At 65.4% G+C, this 17,752-nt stretch carries 16 protein-coding genes and 1 other RNA gene; 4 read left to right on the forward strand and 13 right to left on the reverse strand.

Features of this window, described 5'->3' with window-relative positions; all coding sequences use genetic code 11:
- Positions 1-7 precede the first annotated feature (7 nt).
- From mraY to rsmH, 6 genes are all read right to left on the reverse strand, one after another.
- Entirely contained in the window at positions 8-1,111 is a 1,104-nt protein-coding gene (mraY, locus tag BRA1417_RS0134040) for a phospho-N-acetylmuramoyl-pentapeptide-transferase (protein ID WP_007600847.1), read from the reverse strand.
- 164 nt (positions 1,112-1,275) lie between these two features.
- Positions 1,276-2,655 carry a UDP-N-acetylmuramoyl-tripeptide--D-alanyl-D-alanine ligase gene (gene murF / locus BRA1417_RS0134045; RefSeq protein WP_027519625.1) on the reverse strand — a complete coding sequence of 460 codons (1,380 nt, stop codon included), beginning with the start codon at positions 2,653-2,655 and terminating at the stop codon, positions 1,276-1,278.
- Positions 2,652-4,124 carry a UDP-N-acetylmuramoyl-L-alanyl-D-glutamate--2,6-diaminopimelate ligase gene (locus BRA1417_RS0134050; RefSeq protein WP_027519626.1) on the reverse strand — a complete coding sequence of 491 codons (1,473 nt, stop codon included), beginning with the start codon at positions 4,122-4,124 and terminating at the stop codon, positions 2,652-2,654. The genes murF and BRA1417_RS0134050 overlap by 4 nt, the downstream gene beginning before the upstream one ends.
- Positions 4,125-4,208: 84 nt before the next feature.
- Positions 4,209-5,963: a penicillin-binding protein 2 gene (locus BRA1417_RS0134055; RefSeq protein ID WP_027519627.1), complete on the reverse strand. Its 1,755-nt coding sequence runs from the start codon at positions 5,961-5,963 to the stop codon at positions 4,209-4,211.
- Positions 5,960-6,352 carry a hypothetical protein gene (locus BRA1417_RS0134060; protein WP_007600843.1) on the reverse strand — a complete coding sequence of 131 codons (393 nt, stop codon included), beginning with the start codon at positions 6,350-6,352 and terminating at the stop codon, positions 5,960-5,962. The genes BRA1417_RS0134055 and BRA1417_RS0134060 overlap by 4 nt, the downstream gene beginning before the upstream one ends.
- A 3-nt stretch (positions 6,353-6,355) precedes the next feature.
- The gene (rsmH, locus tag BRA1417_RS0134065; RefSeq protein WP_027519628.1) at positions 6,356-7,345 is read right to left on the reverse strand and encodes a 16S rRNA (cytosine(1402)-N(4))-methyltransferase RsmH; all 990 of its coding nucleotides are present in this window, start codon (positions 7,343-7,345) and stop codon (positions 6,356-6,358) included.
- Between the two features lie 523 nt (positions 7,346-7,868).
- On the opposite strand from rsmH, the gene BRA1417_RS0134070 reads away from it, so the two are divergent.
- Positions 7,869-8,651 (forward strand): N-acetylmuramoyl-L-alanine amidase, encoded by a 783-nt coding sequence (locus tag BRA1417_RS0134070; RefSeq protein WP_035968994.1) that lies wholly within the window; start codon positions 7,869-7,871, stop codon positions 8,649-8,651.
- Positions 8,652-8,761: 110 nt separating this feature from the next.
- Here BRA1417_RS0134070 and BRA1417_RS0134075 read toward each other — a convergent pair whose 3' ends face one another.
- Together BRA1417_RS0134075 and BRA1417_RS0134080 are read right to left on the reverse strand one after the other, a co-directional pair.
- The gene (locus tag BRA1417_RS0134075; protein WP_027519630.1) at positions 8,762-9,994 is read right to left on the reverse strand and encodes an RNA polymerase sigma factor; all 1,233 of its coding nucleotides are present in this window, start codon (positions 9,992-9,994) and stop codon (positions 8,762-8,764) included.
- A gap of 22 nt (positions 9,995-10,016) precedes the next feature.
- Complete coding sequence (locus BRA1417_RS0134080; protein ID WP_018454229.1) at positions 10,017-10,370, reverse strand: YciI family protein; 354 nt, start codon at positions 10,368-10,370, stop codon at positions 10,017-10,019.
- A gap of 148 nt (positions 10,371-10,518) precedes the next feature.
- Between BRA1417_RS0134080 and rnpB the strand changes: the two genes are divergently transcribed.
- Positions 10,519-10,998: RNase P RNA component class A (rnpB, locus tag BRA1417_RS42005), an RNA gene on the forward strand.
- 56 nt (positions 10,999-11,054) lie between these two features.
- Here the strand turns inward: rnpB and BRA1417_RS0134085 are convergent.
- Together BRA1417_RS0134085 and BRA1417_RS0134090 are read right to left on the reverse strand one after the other, a co-directional pair.
- Positions 11,055-11,768, reverse strand: a complete 714-nt coding sequence (locus BRA1417_RS0134085) for an alpha/beta fold hydrolase (protein WP_027519631.1) — start codon at positions 11,766-11,768, stop codon at positions 11,055-11,057.
- 71 nt (positions 11,769-11,839) lie between these two features.
- Positions 11,840-12,304, reverse strand: a complete 465-nt coding sequence (locus BRA1417_RS0134090; protein WP_084462372.1) for a DUF983 domain-containing protein — start codon at positions 12,302-12,304, stop codon at positions 11,840-11,842.
- 49 nt (positions 12,305-12,353) lie between these two features.
- On the opposite strand from BRA1417_RS0134090, the gene BRA1417_RS0134095 reads away from it, so the two are divergent.
- On the forward strand, positions 12,354-13,724 hold the full coding sequence (locus BRA1417_RS0134095) for a PLP-dependent aminotransferase family protein (RefSeq protein ID WP_027519633.1): 1,371 nt from the start codon (positions 12,354-12,356) through the stop codon (positions 13,722-13,724).
- Positions 13,725-13,731: 7 nt separating this feature from the next.
- Here BRA1417_RS0134095 and BRA1417_RS0134100 read toward each other — a convergent pair whose 3' ends face one another.
- Entirely contained in the window at positions 13,732-13,992 is a 261-nt protein-coding gene (locus BRA1417_RS0134100; protein ID WP_027519634.1) for a hypothetical protein, read from the reverse strand.
- A 230-nt stretch (positions 13,993-14,222) separates the two neighbouring features.
- Between BRA1417_RS0134100 and BRA1417_RS0134105 the strand changes: the two genes are divergently transcribed.
- On the forward strand, positions 14,223-14,966 hold the full coding sequence (locus BRA1417_RS0134105; RefSeq protein WP_027519635.1) for a sulfite exporter TauE/SafE family protein: 744 nt from the start codon (positions 14,223-14,225) through the stop codon (positions 14,964-14,966).
- Here BRA1417_RS0134105 and BRA1417_RS0134110 read toward each other — a convergent pair.
- Together BRA1417_RS0134110 and BRA1417_RS0134115 are read right to left on the reverse strand one after the other, a co-directional pair.
- Positions 14,963-16,231, reverse strand: a complete 1,269-nt coding sequence (locus BRA1417_RS0134110; protein ID WP_027519636.1) for an O-antigen ligase — start codon at positions 16,229-16,231, stop codon at positions 14,963-14,965. The two genes, BRA1417_RS0134105 and BRA1417_RS0134110, sit on opposite strands and share 4 nt — an antisense overlap.
- 72 nt (positions 16,232-16,303) lie before the next feature.
- Positions 16,304-17,710 (reverse strand): MATE family efflux transporter, encoded by a 1,407-nt coding sequence (locus tag BRA1417_RS0134115; protein ID WP_027519637.1) that lies wholly within the window; start codon positions 17,708-17,710, stop codon positions 16,304-16,306.
- Positions 17,711-17,752 lie beyond the last annotated feature (42 nt).

Consider the following 17,752-nt stretch of genomic DNA (forward strand, 5'->3'; position numbering starts at 1 on the left):
CGAGTGCTCACCGCAGCTTCAGCGTGGACAGGCCGGCGAGCGCCAGCATCACCGAGATGATCCAGAACCGGATCACGATCTGCGGCTCGGTCCAGCCGAGCTGCTCGAAATGGTGATGGATCGGCGCCATCCGGAAGATGCGCTTTCCCGTCATCTTGAACGACACCACCTGCACGATGACGGAGACCGCCTCCAGCACGAACAGGCCGCCGATCACCGCAAGCACGATCTCGTGCTTCACGGCGACCGCGATCGCACCCAGCATACCGCCGAGCGCTAGCGAGCCTGTGTCGCCCATGAAGATCGAGGCCGGCGGCGCGTTGAACCAGAGGAAGCCGAGGCCCGCGCCCAGCAGCGCGCCGCAGAGCACCGCGAGCTCGCCAGTGCCGGCAACGTATTTGATCTGGAGATAATCGGCGAACACCGCGTTGCCGGCGAGATAGGCGATCATCGCAAAGCTCGCGGTCGCGATCATCACGGGCACGATGGCAAGGCCGTCGAGACCGTCGGTGAGGTTCACCGCATTGCCGGCGCCGACGATGACGAAGGCGCCGAACACGACGAAGAACCAGCCGAAATGCAGCACGGTGTCCTTCAGGAACGGAATCGTCAGCGCGGTCGACGCGGGATCGCGGTTCAGCCGCACCAGCGCGTAGCAGGCAACCAGCGCGATCGCCGCCTCAATCAGCAGGCGGAGCTTGCTGCCGAAGCCGGTCGTGGTCTGCTTGGTCACCTTGAGATAATCGTCATAGAAGCCGACGAAGCCGAAGCCGAGCGTCACCGCCAGCACGATCCAGACGTAAGGATTGAGTGGATTGGCCCACAGCACCGTGCCGACCGTGAGGCCGGACAGGATCATCAGCCCGCCCATGGTGGGCGTGCCTTTCTTGGCGAGATGCGACTGCGGACCATCGGCCCGGATCGGCTGGCCCTTGCCTTGCCGAATGCGCAAATGGTCGATGATCCAGGGGCCGAACAGGAACACGAACAGCGCGCCGGTGACGACCGCGCCGCCGGTGCGGAAGGTGATGTAGCGGAAGACGTTCAGGAAGGTGCGAACGGCACCGAAGCCCGGAAATGTGTTGGAGAGCTCGATCAGCCAGTAAAACATTCAGACAGTCCTATGGCGCCTTTGCACGCGCCTTGATCTTGGCCTTATCAACCTGCCTCACGCGCATTCGCTGGTCTTCATCCTGGGGTCGGGCGACCTCTAAAGAAAACGAACGGCTTCGCGCCGGAAAGGGTGGGATTCGGGAACAGCGCCTTCCAAGCAGTTTACGCCCTTGCCTGCAAGGCGGCCACTAGGCCTGGCACAAACTTGTTGACCCAGAACATCTTCTTGCTGCCCTTGACAACCACGACATCGCCTGCCCTCAGCAGATTTGCGACCTCACCCGGCTTCAGCGTAACGGGGTCGTCGTGCCAGCCGAGACCCTTGCCGGCTGGAAGCACCTCGAACAGGTGACGCATCAGGGGCCCCACGCAATAGACGGCGTCGATGCCGTCGAGATGCCTTGCGAGATCGGTGTGATAGGCCGGCGCGCCCTCGCCGAGCTCCAGCATATCGCCGAGCACCGCAATGCGGCGGCCGCCGGTCGTGTTGCGCGCCTGCAGGCTTTGCAGCGCGGCGGCCACGCTGGCCGGATTACCGTTGAAGCTGTCGTCGATCACGGTGACGCCGCCGACCGCCTGCTCGACGCCGCGGCCGGTCATGATGCCGACGCGGTCGAGCTTGATCGCAAGCGTTGCCGCATCGAGGTTCGCCGCACGGATCGATGCGAGCGCGGCGAGCGCATTCTGGACGCGGTGCGGCGCGCCCGGCGTCAGGCTGAACGCGATCTCCTTCTTGCCGAGCGCGGCCACGACCTGCCAGCTGTCGCCGTGCGGCGCGTGCGCCACCTCGTGCACCTCGGCTTTGTCGCCGAAGCGTATGACCTTGCCCTTCCAGTCCGGCGCCTTGATCCCGGCGGGCAGCACCAGCACGCCTTCCGAAGGCAGGCCGATTGCAATCGACACCTTCTCGCGGCGGATGGCTTCGAGCGAGCCAAGCTTCTCCAGATGCACCGGCTGGACGTTGACGACGAGCGCGACTGTCGGCCGCGTCAGTTCGCTGAGCCGCGCGATTTCGCCGGCCTGGTTCATGCCCATTTCGACGACCCAGAGACTGGCATCGGGCCGCGCATTGCACAGCGTCAGCGGCACGCCCCAGAAATTGTTGAAGCTCGACGGGCTGGCATAGGCATTGGGGTGGGCCGCGAGGAATTCCTTGGTGCTGGTCTTGCCGGCGCTGCCGGTGAGCCCGATCACCGGCCCGTTGAAGCGCGCACGTGCCGCGCGCGCGAGGCCCCAGAGACCGTCGATCAGCGTGTCCTTGACGACGATCTGGGGAACGCGGATGCCCGCGATCTCGTGCGGCACGATCATCGCGACCGCGCCTGACGCTTCCGCCTTGTCCGCGAACTCCCAGCCGTCACGCGCGCTGGCGAAGGCCGAGATGAAGCCGCCGCTCGGCGTGCCGCTCAGCGCCACGAACAGGCTGCCCGGTTTCACCAGCCGGCTGTCCTGGGTGACAAAGTCGATCGGCGTGTCCGGGAACGATCCGGCGGCGCCCAGCGCGCGCGCCACTTCGGCCACCGTCCATATGGGCGCGCTCATGCAATCCTCGACGCTAATGCGGCGGCGACCGCCTCGTGATCACTGAAGGGCAAAACCTCTGCGCCGACGATCTGCCCGGTCTCGTGGCCCTTGCCGGCAATGAGCAGCGCATCGCCATCTTCCAATTCCTCGATCGCGGTGCGGATCGCCGCGGCCCGGTCACCGATTTCGCGGGCGCCCTTGGCGGCAGCGAGGATCTCGGCGCGAATGGCCTCCGGCTTCTCGCTGCGCGGATTGTCGTCGGTGACGATAATGCCGTCGGCGTTGCCAGCCGCGATCTCGCCCATGATCGGACGCTTGCCGGCATCGCGGTCGCCGCCGGCGCCGAACACGACGACCAGCCTGCGCCTGGCGTAGGGACGCAGCGCCTGCAGCGCCTTGGCCAGCGCATCGGGCTTGTGCGCATAGTCGACGAAGATCGGCGCGCCGTTGCGCTCGCCGACGCGCTCCAGCCGTCCTTTGGCGCCCTCGAGACGTTCGAGGGTCGCGAACACATTTGCGGCATCGCTGCCGGTACCGATGGCGAGGCCGGCCGACACCAGCGCATTCTCGATCTGGAATTCGCCGACCAGCGGCAGCCGGATCGCATGCTGCTTGCCGCGATGTTCGAGCGCGAGCACCTGCGAAAACCCTTCGACCTCCGCACCGGCGAGACGAATGCCCTCGCCCGCCCCGTCGCCGTTGCGACCGACCGCCATCACGCGCAAGCCGCGCGATTTCGCAGCACTGATCGCCTCCGCCGAACAATCATGATCGGCGGAGATCACGGCCGCGCCCCCCGGCGCAACAAGTTCGCGGAACAGCCTGAGCTTGGCCGCAAGATAATGCGCGACGGTCGGATGGTAGTCCATGTGGTCGCGCGACAGATTGGTGAAGCCGCCGGCCGACACGCGCACGCCGTCGAGCCGATACTGATCGAGCCCGTGCGAGGAAGCCTCAAAGGCGAGATGCGTGACGCCCTCGCGTGCGATCTCATCGAGCTGCCGGTGCAGTGCGATCGGATCGGGCGTCGTCAGCGAGCCGTAGACGGTACGCTTGGGCGAGACCAGGCCGATGGTTCCGATGCTGGCGGAGGCGTGCCCGAGCCGCTCCCAGATCTGCCGGGTGAATGCGGCCACCGAGGTCTTGCCGCTGGTGCCGGTCACCGCCGCGATGGTCGCAGGCTGCGCGGGGTAAAAGCTTGCCGCGGCCAACGCCAGCGCGCGGCGCGGATTGGCAACCGCAATGAACGGCACCTTGCAGCCATCAGGCGCATGGTCGCCGACAACCGCTACCGCGCCTGCGGCAATCGCAGCATCGACGAAGCGCGCACCGTCGGTCTTGCTGCCCGCAAGGGCGAAGAAGAGATCGCCCGGCTTGACCACGCGGCTATCGAGAGCAACACCGCTCACGTCGAGCGCCGCGACCACAGGCTCGATTGCGGCATCATTGCCCAGAACGTCCTGGTCGAGGAGATCGCGCAGCTTCATGGTCTTCCAGTCGACATGCCGAACCGGATCGCCGAATCTCTTGGGAAATCCCGACTCAGCAGCGGCAATGGCCCACCCGGTTGATTACTGGGTTGTCCTGGATGCTGCAAGAATAAGGCGCTCGGACGGCGGCAGGTCAAACCGCGGTTCGACGCCCAAAAGCGGCGCAATCCGCTCGATTACCTTGCCGCCGGTCGGCACCGCGTTCCAGCCCGAGGTGATGAAACCCTTCGTTTCGGGAATCGCCTGGGGCTCGTCCAGCATGATCAGGATCTGATATTTCGGATCGTCGCAGGGCATGATCGCGGTGAAGGAATTGAGCACGCGCTTTTTGGCATAGCGGCCGTTGATGACCTTCTCGGACGTGCCGGTCTTGCCACCGACATAGTACCCCTTGACGTCGGCGGTCTTGGCGGTGCCGATTTCGGCATTGAGCCGCATCAGGAACCGCATCTTGTCGCTGGTCTCCGTCCTGATGACGCGCTTGGCCATCGCCGCCGCTTCGGATTCGGTGCGTTTCATGAAGGTCGGCGGAATCAGATAGCCGCCGTTCACCAGCGCGTTGATGCCCATCACCGCCTGCAGCGGCGCCACCGACATGCCCTGGCCGAACGCGATGGTCACCGTGTTCAGCTCGCCCCAGCGGCGCGGTATCAGCGGAGCCGCGCTTTCCGGCAACTCGGTGCGCAGCCGCGTCAACTGGCCCATCTTGGCGAGGAAGGCCTTGTGGGCCTCGACGCCCTGGCTGAGCGCGATCCGCGCGGCGCCGATATTGGATGAGAAAGTGAACACTTCCTTGGTGTTGATGAAACGTCCGAGCGCGTGGCTGTCATGGATGGTGAACTTGCCGTAGTGCAAGTTTCCCCGTGCATCCCACATCGAATTCAGGTTGATCTTGCCGGAATCGAGCGCCATCGCCAGCGTGAACGCCTTGAAGGTCGAGCCCATCTCGTAGACGCCGGTGGTCAGGCGATTGATGCGGTCGGGGTCGTGCGCTTCCTTCGGATTGTTGGGATCGAAGTCCGGCAGGGAGACCATCGCCACGATCTCGCCGGTCTTGACGTTGGAGACGATGCCGGAGGCGGCCTTGGCGTGGTATTTCTCCTTGGCCTTCAGGAGCTCGTCACGCAGTGCGTGCTCGACGCGCAGATCGACCGAGAGCTCGATCGGCTTTTGCAGCCGGTCGGTGGCGAAGCCGGCGCGGTGGAGATCCGCCAGCCCTTGATTGTCGAGCCACTTCTCCATGCCGGCGATGCCCTGGTTGTCGATGTTGACGAGACCGATGAGGTGGGCGACCTCGTTGCCGGTCGGATAGACGCGCTTGTTCTCGCGCAGGAAGCCGATTCCGGGAATGCCGAGCTTGTGGATGTCCTGCTGCTGCTTCGCCGTAATCTCGCGCTTGAGCCAGACGAAGCCCTTGCGCGTCTTCAGGCGCTCGCGCACCTCGGCCTCGTCGAGGTCGGGCACGGTGGCGGTCAGAAGCTCGATCGCCTCGTCCTTGTCGATGATGCGGCGCGGCTCGCCGAACAGGCTCGAGGCCTTGACGTCGGTCGCGAGGATCGCGCCGTTGCGATCGACGATGTCGGGCCGCGCGGTCGCGACCACCTCCTGCGCCGCGGCACGGCGCGCGCCGTGGGCGTCGGCGCCGATCGCGAACATCACGAGCCGGCCGCCGATCAGGGCGTAAACCGCGCCGAAGGCGAGCATCGCCAGGCCGACGCGCGCCCGCGCCTTGGCCGCGCGATCGACGTTGCGCCCGTACAGCAGGCTGCGGATCAGCCGTTGCCGCCAAGGCTCGGTCGGCTTTTCTGCAGGTTTGGCCGGGGTCACAGCACTCATGGCTTGTCCTCGGGCTGAGGCACGGAGCCCGTTACATTGTCGGGATCGCTCGCGGCTTCGATGGTATTGAGCATGGCCCCGATCGGATCCGGCTCGCCCGGCCTGAACATCCGCGGCGGACGCTCGGGCAAATTCTTCAGTGAATCATATTGCGTGCCGTTGACCGGCTTGAGCTGCAGATGCCGGTCAGACAGGCCTTGCAGTCGCAGGGGCGCATCGAGCTTGGCCCATTCGGAGCGCAGCGCCGCGATCGCATCGCGCTGCTCGCGGATCTCCGCATGCAGACGCAATACCTTTTCGGTGCGCGCCGTGGAGTCCATCTTGATCCGGTAGACATAGGCCGCTGCGAAGATCAGCGCGCCGATGACGAGGAGGTGGATGAAGCGCATGCGCTAGCCACCTCTCATGACGTCGGAAAGTTTTGGCCAGGACGATTGCTCGCGATCATCCTGCGCGGGTGCCGAGGTGCGCTCGGCGGCGCGGAGTTTTGCAGACCGCGCGCGCGGATTATGCGCGGCTTCGTCCTCGCCTGCGATCACCGGCCGCCGCGTCAGAAGTTGAAAGCTCGGCACCGCCTGCGACACTTCCGGAAGATGGCGTGAGCCGCCACCTGTCTTGCTGCGCTCGGCGAAGAAATTCTTGACGATGCGGTCTTCCAGCGAATGGAACGAGACGACTACGAGACGACCACCAGGCTTGAGCACACGCTCGGCAGCGATGAGCGCGCTCTGGAGTTCCTCGAGCTCTTCGTTGACGAAGATGCGCAGAGCCTGGAACGTCCGCGTCGCCGGATGAATATCGCCGGGCTTGGAACGAACCACCCTGCCGACGAGATCGGCGAGCGCGCGCGTGGTCGTGAACGGCGTCTCCTGACGGTCCGCGACGATGGCGCGGGCGATCCGGCGCGACTGCCGCTCTTCGCCGAAGAGATAGATGATGTCGGCGAGATCGCCTTCCGACGCGCGCGCCACGACATCGGCCGCAGTCGGGCCTGCCTGCCCCATCCGCATGTCGAGCGGACCATCGAGGCGGAACGAGAAGCCGCGGCCGGCCTGGTCGAGCTGCATCGAGGACACGCCGACGTCCATCACGACGCCGTCGACGCCATCGACGCGTTGAGCCGCGCAGATTTCGGCGAGGTTGGAGAAACGATCTTCAACGAGGGTCAGCCGGCCCGCGGAGCGGGCGACCAGCTCGGCGCCGCCCTCGATCGCAGTACGGTCGCGATCAATGGCAATCACCCGGGTTCCCGGCATGTCGAGAATCGCACGGCTGTAGCCGCCGGCGCCAAAGGTCGCGTCGATGTAAAGGCCGCCTTCGCGTGGGGCGAGGTGGTCGATGGCCTCACGGCCAAGAACGGGGATGTGCGGAGCCGAGCTCATGCGCCAAGCCTGCCGATCGCCCCGCCGGACTCCCAAGTGAGATCGGGGACGAACAAGCTCATAACGCCTCGAATGATTCCGCGTCGCGGCGGTTCCACGACCCAACCCCCGTCCAACATGGTTACCGTGCCCGGTCGTCCCGGGCCACCAACCCAGTATTCCCCTTGGAATTTGTCGGGCAGCCATGGGATTTCGAGCCAAAATACGCTTTGGCCGCCTCCGGACGCGGGTCGGCTCTTCATCCCTCAGTAACGGCCCTTAGCGTTAAGAAAGCGTTGATCGGCTCGCGACAAGTCGAAAAGCTGACGCGGCGGTGATGCTTCATCCACACACATGCGTCAAAATGCATCCGTTAACCTCGTCGCGCGGTTGCGCACGGTGGAGGGTAAAGGAATAGTAAAGAGAAGGGCTTGGCCCACTCTCTGTCTGTCTCGAGCTGTTTATGTCGTCCGGTTCGTCCACGCCGTCTGGATCTGATTCGAAGCGTCAACGCGTTCTCCCGGTTCCCAAGGCCGCCGCGAACATGCGGACGTTCGAGCCGGATTCCTCGATCGTCTCGGACATCATCCCGTCACCGAACCACGGCGACCGTAACAAGGGCCGGCAGCCCGACATGATCGTGCTGCACTACACCGGCATGCCCGACGTCGAAGGTGCGCTGGCGCGGCTCTGCTCCGCGGGCACCGAGGTGTCGGCACATTATGTCGTGCTGGAAGACGGCCGCATCGTGCAATGCGTGCCGGAGGCCAGGCGCGCCTGGCATGCCGGCGTCTCGTCCTGGTCCGGCGAGGACGACATCAATTCCTGCTCGATCGGGATCGAGATCGTCAATCGCGGCCACGATTGGGGTTATCCGGAGTTTCCGCTGCGCCAGATCGCCGCCGTGATCGCGCTGTGCCGCGGCATCATGCTTCGCCGCAAGGTGCCCGCGCACCGGGTGCTCGGCCATTCCGACGTGGCGCCCGCGCGCAAGAAGGATCCCGGCGAAAAATTTCCGTGGCATTCGCTGGCGAATTCCGGCGTCGGCCACTGGGTCACGCCCGCGCCTGTCGTGCGCGGCGAGAGCCTGATGCTCGGCACCATCAGCGACGAGGTGCTGAGCCTGCAGCAGGCGCTCGCCCGATACGGCTACGGCGTTCCCCTCACCGGCAAATACGACGCCGCGACCATGGAAGTCGTCACCGCGTTCCAGCGCCATTTCCGCCCGGCGCGGCTGGATGGAGTCGCGGATCACTCGACTCTGTCGACCTTGCAGGCGCTGTTGGGGAGTCTCCCTCAGGAGACAACGACCGTCGCGACGAAGTGACGGGAATCGTCATTGCGAGCGAAGCGAAGCAATCCAGACTGCCTCCGCAGAAGCAGTCTGGATTGCCTCGTCGCAAGTGCTCCTCGCAATGACGGAGTATGAGGCAGCAACTACTCCATCTCCCTCATCCTTCGCGCATAAAGTCGTCGCAGCGGCTCCAACTGCGTCGCCTCCGTCGCCGCGCGATAGTCGTCGCGCGCCTCCTCCTTCCGGCCGAGCCGCCGCAATAGATCGGCCCGCACCGCCGGCAGCAGCTCGTAGCCACGAAGCCCGCCGCGCGCAGTAGTCGCATCCACGAGATCGAGTGCGCGCGCGGGCCCATCGACCATCGACACCGCCGCCGCGTGGTTGAGCTCGATCACCGGCGACGGGTTGATGCGCAATAGCACTTCGTAGAGCCCGGCAATCTGCGGCCAGTCTGTCTGCTCATAGCTCGGCGCGCGCGCATGCAGCGCAGCGATCGCGGCTTGGACTGCATAGGGCTGCGGCCGGCCGGGCACGCGCAGTGCGTCGTCCACCAGACGGAGACCCTCCTCGATCTGTGCACGGTCCCACCGCGAACGATCCTGCTCTTCCAGCAGCACGATGTCGCCGGCGGCGGTCTGGCGCCCTGCGCGGCGCGCATCGTGCAGCAGCATCAGCGCCAGCAGGCCCTTGATCCCCGCGCGATCGGGTAACAGCCGGTCGAGCAAGCGGCCAAGCCGGATCGCCTCGGCCGCAAGATCGGGGCGCATCAAATCCGCACCCGATGTCGCCACATAGCCTTCGGTGAAGACCAGATAAATCACGGCAAGCACACCCTCGAGCCGCGGCACCAGCGTGTCGCGCTCGGGGACCTCATAGGGAATGCCGGCGAGCCTGATCTTCTGCTTGGCGCGGACGAGACGCTGCGCCATCGCCTCCTCAGTGACGAGGAAGGCACGCGCGACCTGCGCCGTGGAGAGCCCGCAGACGGTGCGCAGCGTCAGCGCGACCTGGACTTCGGGCGCAAATGCGGGATGACAGCAGGTAAAGATCAGCCGCAGCATGTCGTCGTCGAGCATCGCCGGCGGCTCATTGGGCGCCTGCGCGTTCAGCTCGAGCTCGTGCACGAGCGCCTGCTCCTTGCCGCGGAAGACGGCCTGGCGCCTGATACGGTCGATCGCCTTGTGCCTGGCGACATTGACCAGCCAAGCACGCGGATTGTCGGGGACCTCGCACGTCGGCCAGCGCTCCAGTGCCACCGCAAACGCGTCCTGGAGCGCGTCCTCGGCGAGATCGAAATCGCCGACGAGGCGGATCAGCGTGGCCAGCGCCCGCCCCGCCTCGTCGCGGAAGATCTTGTCGATCTCGGACAGCGTCATGCGCCGATGCGCGACGGCGCCGTCACTTGTCGTAGACCCAGATCGGCCGCACCTCGATCGAGCCGATACGCGCCGACGGAATCCGCGACGCGATCTCGATCGCAGCATCGAGATCCTTGGCCTCCACCAGGTAATAGCCGCCGAGCTGCTCGCGTGTTTCGGCAAACGGGCCGTCGGTCGTCAGCGTCTTGCCGTCGCGCACGCGGACCGTCGTCGCGGTCGTGGTCGGCTGCAGCCGGTCGCCGGCCTTGAAATTGCCGCTCTGAATGATGCCTTGCGTGAAGGTCTGATATTCCGCCGTCATCTGCTGGCCGGCCGCCGGACGCATATTCGCGTACTCGGCTTCGTTCTGGTAGATCATCAGCAAATACTGCATCGCTTAACTCCTGTTGCACTTGGGATCACCGACAACCAGTCGAACGGGACACGCTTCCAACGACATCTTCAGGATAAATTATTTCGGGCGAACCCTGCATGGCGTTATCGGCTTGCGGAACCGACACAAATGCTTCATGCGTAAGCCGTCAGTCGGCCGGACGGCCGCTCCGGCAAGTGCCGAAAGGCCGCCGGGGAGGAAAGTCCGGGCTCCCTTGACATACGGTGCCGGATAACGTCCGGCGGGGGCGACCCCAGGGAAAGTGCCACAGAGAACGAACCGCCCGCCGTCGCCCCTTCGGGGCTTTGGCGCGGCAAGCCCTCGGGCCTGCCGTGCCGTAGCAGCGCAAGCTGCGTAGGCAGGTAAGGGTGAAAAGGTGCGGTAAGAGCGCACCGCGGCTGCGGCAACGGAGCCGGCATGGTAAACCCCACCGGGAGCAAAACCGAATAGGGACGGCGTAGCGGGCTGTTCGCGAAAGCGATAACGCCGCGGGGCGATGTCAGGCCCGCCGTCCGGGTAGGTTGCTCGAGGCCATGTGCAAACATGGTCCCAGAGGAATGGCCGTCACGTATCGGTCGCGCAAGCGGACGGTGCCTTACAGAACCCGGCTTACAGGCCGGCTGATATCTTGCAACGAGGGGTTCGATGCTGACCGCATCGAGCCCCTCACCATTTGGGCGCTCACTATCCGACGATCTCTTGCAACACACCCATCAGCGCCTCCGGCGCCGTGACGTTCGGCGCGTGGCTCGCATCGAGCTCGAAAGTGCGCCAGCCATCCTCGCTCTTGGTGCGCTTCGCAAATTGCCCGAACACGTCGCCCGGCGGAATGCGCGTGCAATAGATGTAGCTGCGCGGCATCGCCGGCTCGCCATGTTCGAGCTTCAGCTTTGTCTCGAAACATTTGATCGGCATGTTGATCCGGCGCGCGTTGAGCCAGTCGAGATCGGCCTGCGGCGTATCCGGCGGCGGCGGGTTCGGCGGGATGCGGTAGCCATCGCCTGAGCTTGCCGCCTTGCGCATCGGCTCGCGCCCGCCCTCATGGAGATCGAACAGCGATTGGCCGTCACGCGGCACGAAGGCGTCGAGATAGATCAATTGCGTCACCCGCTCGCGCGCGCGATCGACGACGCCGGTCGCGACCATGCCGCCATAGCTGTGGCCGAGCAGCACGATGTCCTCGAGGTCCTCGAACCTGATTACGTTGAGAATGTCCTGGATGTGCGTATCGAGATCGATCGCGGGACTGGCCAGATGCGCTCGTTCGCCGAGCCCGGTATAGGTCGGCGCGATAAGGCGGTGCCCGGCCTGCGCCATCAGCGGATGCATTTTCTTCCAGGCCCACCCGCCGGACCACGCACCGTGACAAAGCAGGAAGGTTTTTGAGCGTGCGGCCATCGGCGTTTCCATCGTTCTTGTTTGTACGATGGAGTGTAGCGGGCGAGCGCGCGATGTAAACGCTGCGGCCCTTAAGCCGCGCGCGCATTCACCTTCACGAGGACGGGTGCAGGCCGACCAGCTTCGCGCCGCAGCTTGCTGGCCTCAAAACCGTGCATGCCGATCTGCCATTGCAGCCCGACGATGGCGCCCTTGGTCGGCTGCAGCAGCGCAAGCGAGGCGAACAAGGTCACCGGCAGCCACACCGCCAGTTGCAGCCAGACGGCCGGCGCATAGGCGGTCTCGACCGCGAGGATTGCCGGCACCACGAGATGGCCGACGACGACCATCACGAGATAGGCCGGAAAATCGTCGGCGCGCTGGTGGAACAGCTCCTCGCCGCAATGGTCGCAGGCATCTGCCACCTTCAGGAAGCGTCCGAACGCATGGCCTTCGCCGCAGTTCGGGCACTTGCCGCGAAATCCGCGCCACATCGCCTTTGCTAGAGAAACTGAACCGGTCGCCATGACCCCACCTCTTCCTTTTCTACGGTCCATACAATAACATCTTGCATCCATACATTCAAAGAATATAGGCCTTAATTGCATGGATTGGACCCCTACAATCTCGGAGCTGAGCGGGCCGCGCTATCAGCGCATCGTCGAGGCCATGGAGGCCGATATCGCCGCCGGCCGGCTGGTGCGTGGGCAGCAACTGCCGACCCAGCGGGCGCTGGCAAAGGCGCTCGGCATCGACCTCACCACGGTGACGCGTGCCTACACCGAGGCGCGGCGCCGCGGCATCATGGAGGCCCGGGTCGGCCAGGGCTCGTTCGTGTCGGAGACCAGCGCGCGCCGCGCCATCGACCTGCCGCATCCCGTCGCGATCGACCTCTCGATGAACGTGCCGCCGCAACCTCTCGAAGCGCAGCTCGACGAGCGCATCATCGCCGGGATGGAAGCCATCCGCGCGCAATCGGGCCTGACGGCGCATCTCAACTACCAGCCGCCCGGCGGCAGCGCACACGAGCGCGAGGTCGCCGCGCGATGGATGCGCGCACGCGTGCCGCATGCGCATGCCGACCGGCTCGTGATCTTTCCCGGCGCGCAGACGATCCTGTTCAACCTGCTCGCCCACCTCGCCCGGCCCGGCGACATCGTGCTGACGGAGGCCCTCACCTTTCCCGGCATCAGGGCCGCCGCCGCGCGGCTCGGCGTCAAGCTCGTCGGCGTCGCCATGGACGACGGCGGCATCCTGCCCGACGCGCTGGCAAAGGCTTGCCGCTCGCATAAGCCGAAAGCGGTCTATCTCATTCCGACGCTGCACAATCCGACCACCGCGACGCTTCTTCCCCAGCGCCGCAGCGCCATCGCAAAGATCATCAACGATGCCGATACGATTCTGATCGAGGACGACGCCTACGGGCTGCTCGATCGCTCGGCATCGCCGATCGCCAATCTCGTTCCGGACCGGACATATCTCGCGACTACGCTGTCAAAATGCATCGCGCCCGCGCTGCGGGTTGCCTATCTGGTGACGCCCGACAGCAGCTCGCAGCGGGAGATGCGCAGTTACTTGCAGGCGACGGTGCAGATGCCGGCACCGCTGATGGTCGCGCTGGTGACGCATTGGATCGAGACCGGCATCGCCGACCGCATCATCACCGCCATCAGGAGCGAGGCGATCGGCCGGCAGCAGCTCGCGCAACGGGCGCTCAAGGGTTTTGAGTTCCAGGCCAAGTCCGCCGCTCACCATCTGTGGCTGCGGCTGCCGGAGGACCGTCCCGACGTCGCGGCGCATCTGCTGCGGAATGGACTCGCAGTCGTCGCCGGCGAGGCCTTCACCGTCGACGGGACCGCGCCGCACGCGGCACGCGTCTCGCTAGGCGCGGCGCGCAACAGGGCGGAATTGACGGAAGCGCTGCGCATCCTGGTCGGCGCGCTGCACAGGCCCGCCGACATCAGACAGATCGTCTAGCAATAGCCTATTGATGCTGGCGGCGATGCCGCGAGCGCACGACCGGCGCGACAGGGGACGGATAGGCCGCATAGGCTTCGCTCGGCGCGAGAGACTCGCCGCGGGCCCCGCGCGCGGCGGGTGTGAGCTGGCCGCCATTCAGAACGTCGCGGTCCGGATGAGCAGCCTGATAGGCCGCAGGCTCGGAAAACTGGGCCTGAGCCATTGTCGGCATCAAGGCCGCCGCCGACACCAGCGCGGCCGCGACGGCAATCTTCGTGCGGGTCATCGTCCTTCTCCATACGCTCATTCGGGAAATCACCGATCGAACCGCATGATGGCGTCGAGCGGCCCCCCAGATTGAAGTACGAGCATCATGTAGGCCTGTCTTTCGCGAACGCCCGCCGCTGCGGATCACGCTTGCGTGCGGCTTTGAAATTGACCTGCACGGCCGCAGCTGTGCTATGCGAGCGATGGCGATCAACAGTTCGGGATCGCCCAGGCGACAGGGACGATCTGTTGGAAATACTCACCTACGCGCTGCTGCTGCTCGGCGCACTGGCCGGGGGCTTCGTCTCGGGCCTAGCCGGATTCGGCACGGCGCTGATGGCGCTCGGCATCTGGCTCTACGTGCTGCCGCCCTCGCTCGCGGTGCCCTTGGTGCTGATCTGCTCGGTGATCGCGCAGAGCTCGACGCTGCCATCGATGTGGAAAAGTTTTGATCTCTCGCTGGTCTGGCCGTTCCTGATTGGAGGACTGATCGGCGTGCCGCTGGGCACCATGCTGGTCGCCTCCGTCGATCCGAAAGTGTTCAAGCTGAGCGTCGGCGTGTTGATCCTGGTGTTTTCAACCGCTCTCTATCTCAACAAGCAGCCGCTCGCCGTCACCTTCGGCGGCCGCATTGCCGACGGCGCGATCGGCTTTGCCGGTGGCATTCTTGGTGGCCTTGCCGGACTGTCGGGGCCGCTGCCGATCCTGTGGGCCAACATCCGCGGCTGGAACAAGCACGAGCGGCGCGGCATCTTCCAGCTCTTCAATTTCACCGTGCTCGCCGCCGCTTTGGTGTTGCAGACCGCCTCGGGCCTCGTCGCGTTCAAGGTGATCTGGCTCGCGGTGATCGCATTTCCGGGCACGCTGATCGGCGCATGGGCCGGCGCGCGCGTCTATCACGCGCTCAGCGACAAGCATTTCGGCGACGTCGTGCTCGGTCTCTTGTTCCTGTCGGGCCTCGGGCTGGTCTGGAACAGTTTGGGCACGCACTAACTCCGTATTGTCTTCGCGGCGCGCGCCATGCCGCCGGCAATGCCGACGCCAAGCACGTAGATCCAGCCCTCGGCGAAATCGAACAGATGCGAGTTGAGCAGCGAGGACAGCATGTTCTGCACCACGACCAGGAGGCCGACCCAGCAAGCCAGCCCCTCGCCGCGAAACAGCGAGAGGTGCGCGAACCAGAGCGCGTAGAGGACCACGACGCCCAACGCGCCCCACTGCACGGCGACATTGAGTGTCTGGTTGTGGGGATCACCGACGATTTCCGCCCGAACCCCGCTCTCGCCGGCAGCCGCGCGCGCGAACAGGCCGCGGATCGCGCCGGTGCCGTGACCGAGCAGCGGTGCGTCCGCGGTGAACGCCAGCGATTTGCGCCAGAACTCCAGTCGGGACCCCATACCGCTGACCTCGTTGCCGACGACGCTGACCTCGTAGTCTCCGCTGAATTTGGCGACTGTTGCGCGCAGACGCGGCGAGGCTGTCCACAGCAGCACGGCCAACAGCCCCATCGCGCCGACGGCGAAGAGCGCGGTGCGGCGGCGCAGATGCAAGAGCGCGAAGACCACGATCAGGATCGGCAGCGTCACCAGCGCCGTGCGCGAAACCACGACGAACATCATGTTGGCGAGGAATCCGATCGCGAGCGCCGCGAACAGCGCCGCGACGCGGTAACGGCCCTGTCGCAGCAGCGTCACGATCGGGTAGGCCAGCGCGATCCCACAGAGCGCGAACTCCTGGCTCTGGTCGATATAATTGCGCACCGCGATCCCGCTTTCGACCTTGTAAGGCCCGCGCGACAGATAGAGTTTCAGCGACAATGCGGGATCGGCGGCGACGGCAAAGGAATAGAGCATCAGCGCCGTGCACGACACCAGGAACGCGGAAAACACCCAGCCGCCAAAAGGCCAGCGCTCGAACTGGTAGATCAGGAGCGGAATCACCAGCAGCTTCGCCGCCGGGCCGATCGCATGGATTCGGTCCGGCCACGGCGCATCCGACCAGAGCGTGCCGATGGCGGCGAGTACGACCAGCGCAATCGGCAGCAGGCAGATCGGCCGAAGCAGCGAACGCGGAAATTCGCGGAGGTCGAGGAACGCGAACGTGATCAGCCAGGGAATGAGCGCGAAAATGAGCCCGGTCGTGGTCCACGGCAACAGCAACGCGATCAGCGCGACGAAACGGGCCGGCGTGCGATAGCGTGCCGCCCAGATCGCCGAGAGCCAGGAATTCGGCCGCTGCTCGTTCAACACTCCGGTCATTTGGCCCCTTGCAACCGCGATCCCCACGGCGCGGCAAGTTTGCCGGAGCCGTGGGGCGGGGACAAGCGATCGCTACGCGGGCGCGCGTGCAGGAGACGCCACGGGCTCGGGCGCAGCCTGCTCCGGGAATTCCTCGTGCCGGAGCACCACAAGGCGCTTCCTGAATTCACGCCGTAGCAGCCAGAAGCTCAGGGCCGCCTGCAGCGTGGTTGCCGCGATCGACAGGTACCAGACGTGCTCGATCCGGAAGCCCGGCCGCGTCGACAGCCAGATCGCCGGCAGGGAATAGGTGAACACGCGCGTTGCCGAGCTCCACAGCACCGGCTTGGTATTGCCGAGGCCCTGGAACATGCTCGAGCAGGTGAAGATCACGCCCTGCGCCACCATGTTGAGCGAGATGATCCGCAGGAACAGGAACGCGATCTCCATGGTTTCCCGGTCGTTCGAGAACCCCGCGAGCAGGAGCTGCGGCTTCAACTGCGCGAGGCACATGAAGCCGATCATCACGACGCTGGTGATCAGCGCCGCCTTGACGAAGGTTTCGCGCACGCGCTCGCCTTTTCCGGCGCCCATGTTCTGGCCGGCGATCGGCCCAGCGGCGAGCGCAACTGCAAGCGCCGGCATCTGGATCAGGCCCAGGACCCGTTGTCCGATCCCGAAACCGGCCTGCGCCGCCGCACCGAAATCGCGCAGCACGAAATAGACCACCGCCATCAAGATGAACATCATCGCGAACTCGCCGCCGGCAGGCAGACCGACATTGAGGATGCGCTTCAGATGCTGCGCCTGCGGACGCCACTGCGCCGGATTGAAGGCCACATAGCGCTCGACCTTGCGGAAATACGCAAGCAGCATCACAGCGCCGATCAACACCGCGATCGAGCTCGCCAGCCCCGCACCGGCAACACCGAACGCATGGCCCGTGCCCCAGCCCGTGATCAGGATCGGCGCCAGCGCGATGTTGATGGCCACCGCAAGCGCCTGCACCAGCATCGTGGGACGCACGATGCCGGTGGCGCGCAGCGCGGATCCCATCACCTGGGTGGCGAATTGCAGCGCGAGCGCCGGCATGAACCACAGCAGATAGGTGGTCCCCGCCTCGATCGTGGCTTCGTCCGCGGCGATCGCATGCATGTAGGCGCGCGACAGCGCCGCGCCTGCGACCAGGGTCAACAGTCCGAAAAGCAACGACAGCACGATCGCCTGATTGAAGATCAAATTGGCATCCGGCCGATCCTTGCGTCCCACGGCATGCGCGATCAACGACACCGCGCCGACGCCGAGCACCTGCATCAGCGCGTTGATGAGAAAGCCGGCATTGCCGGCCGCCGCCACGCCCGCGACCGCGGCATCGCCCAAGCCCGAGACGAAGTACAGATCGACCAGCTGGCAAAGCATGATCGTGACCATACCGACCATGATCGGCGGTGCCATGCCCAGAATGTGCTTCGCGACGGAGCCGTTGGTCAGGTCTTTCATGTCACCCATCCTTGACCGATTCTTTGGCGACGCGGCCGACAT

It is taken from the genome of Bradyrhizobium sp. WSM1417, assembly GCF_000515415.1.
GTDB lineage: Bacteria > Pseudomonadota > Alphaproteobacteria > Rhizobiales > Xanthobacteraceae > Bradyrhizobium.

Excerpts from the sequence above, each read along its gene's own strand:
- mraY (WP_007600847.1), bottom strand. The coding sequence starts at position 1,111 with ATGTTTTACTGGCTGATCGAGCTCTCCAACACATTTCCGGGCTTCGGT.
- murF (WP_027519625.1), bottom strand. The coding sequence starts at position 2,655 with ATGAGCGCGCCCATATGGACGGTGGCCGAAGTGGCGCGCGCGCTGGGC.
- BRA1417_RS0134050 (WP_027519626.1), bottom strand. The coding sequence starts at position 4,124 with ATGAAGCTGCGCGATCTCCTCGACCAGGACGTTCTGGGCAATGATGCC.
- BRA1417_RS0134055 (WP_027519627.1), bottom strand. The coding sequence starts at position 5,963 with ATGAGTGCTGTGACCCCGGCCAAACCTGCAGAAAAGCCGACCGAGCCT.
- BRA1417_RS0134060 (WP_007600843.1), bottom strand. The coding sequence starts at position 6,352 with ATGCGCTTCATCCACCTCCTCGTCATCGGCGCGCTGATCTTCGCAGCG.
- rsmH (WP_027519628.1), bottom strand. The coding sequence starts at position 7,345 with ATGAGCTCGGCTCCGCACATCCCCGTTCTTGGCCGTGAGGCCATCGAC.
- BRA1417_RS0134070 (WP_035968994.1), top strand. The coding sequence starts at position 7,869 with ATGCGGACGTTCGAGCCGGATTCCTCGATCGTCTCGGACATCATCCCG.
- BRA1417_RS0134075 (WP_027519630.1), bottom strand. The coding sequence starts at position 9,994 with ATGACGCTGTCCGAGATCGACAAGATCTTCCGCGACGAGGCGGGGCGG.
- BRA1417_RS0134080 (WP_018454229.1), bottom strand. The coding sequence starts at position 10,370 with ATGCAGTATTTGCTGATGATCTACCAGAACGAAGCCGAGTACGCGAAT.
- BRA1417_RS0134085 (WP_027519631.1), bottom strand. The coding sequence starts at position 11,768 with ATGGCCGCACGCTCAAAAACCTTCCTGCTTTGTCACGGTGCGTGGTCC.
- BRA1417_RS0134090 (WP_084462372.1), bottom strand. The coding sequence starts at position 12,304 with ATGGACCGTAGAAAAGGAAGAGGTGGGGTCATGGCGACCGGTTCAGTT.
- BRA1417_RS0134095 (WP_027519633.1), top strand. The coding sequence starts at position 12,354 with ATGGATTGGACCCCTACAATCTCGGAGCTGAGCGGGCCGCGCTATCAG.
- BRA1417_RS0134100 (WP_027519634.1), bottom strand. The coding sequence starts at position 13,992 with ATGACCCGCACGAAGATTGCCGTCGCGGCCGCGCTGGTGTCGGCGGCG.
- BRA1417_RS0134110 (WP_027519636.1), bottom strand. The coding sequence starts at position 16,231 with ATGACCGGAGTGTTGAACGAGCAGCGGCCGAATTCCTGGCTCTCGGCG.
- BRA1417_RS0134115 (WP_027519637.1), bottom strand. The coding sequence starts at position 17,710 with ATGAAAGACCTGACCAACGGCTCCGTCGCGAAGCACATTCTGGGCATG.